The 504-nt window shown below is 61.7% G+C and carries 1 pseudogene; it reads right to left on the bottom strand.

Annotation, left to right across the window (positions count from 1 at the left end):
* Positions 1 to 135: 135 nt before the first annotated feature.
* Positions 136 to 504 (bottom strand): annotated as a pseudogene (locus EHO01S_RS19120) (putative glutamine/gamma-aminobutyrate antiporter GadC); the annotation flags it as partial.

Below are 504 nucleotides of genomic sequence, written 5' to 3' on the forward strand. Positions count from 1 at the left end.
GTTTTTCCCTCCCGCCGCCGTTGCAAACTGCCGGTACGCCTGCTCGACCACCTGCTGAATACGTTGTACATCTAACGTCATGATATCACTCCCATGTTAACAGGGGGCAGGGCCTCCCCCTGCCCCTTCACCGCCTCAAAGGAGGGGGCGCGGTGGTGTCGACTTGTCATCAGATGCGGACGGCATACCCTTTTGCGCTTGCGCCTGGGCAACTACGATGCTGGTATGGGTCGCCGACTCGGTCGGGATCCCCGGATGGCCGCCTTCCGCTTGCCAGGTGAAGGGCGCGAAATCGTTGTTCTCCGCCCGCCAATGCGGCTTACGCAAGGCGTAGATGCCGAACGGTACCAGACAGAAGAACAGCGATAACGCGATCAGAATACCGACATACTCCATCGGGCTGCCGACCGCGATCTGACTCGGCGGCACAAAGCTGAGAATGAAGGCCAGGATCGAGCCCACCAGACCGGCGCCGCCGATGATCCACATCCCGAGCGCCCCCCC

This window comes from Edwardsiella hoshinae NBRC 105699 = ATCC 33379 (genome assembly GCF_000474215.1).
Lineage (GTDB): Bacteria > Pseudomonadota > Gammaproteobacteria > Enterobacterales > Enterobacteriaceae > Edwardsiella > Edwardsiella hoshinae.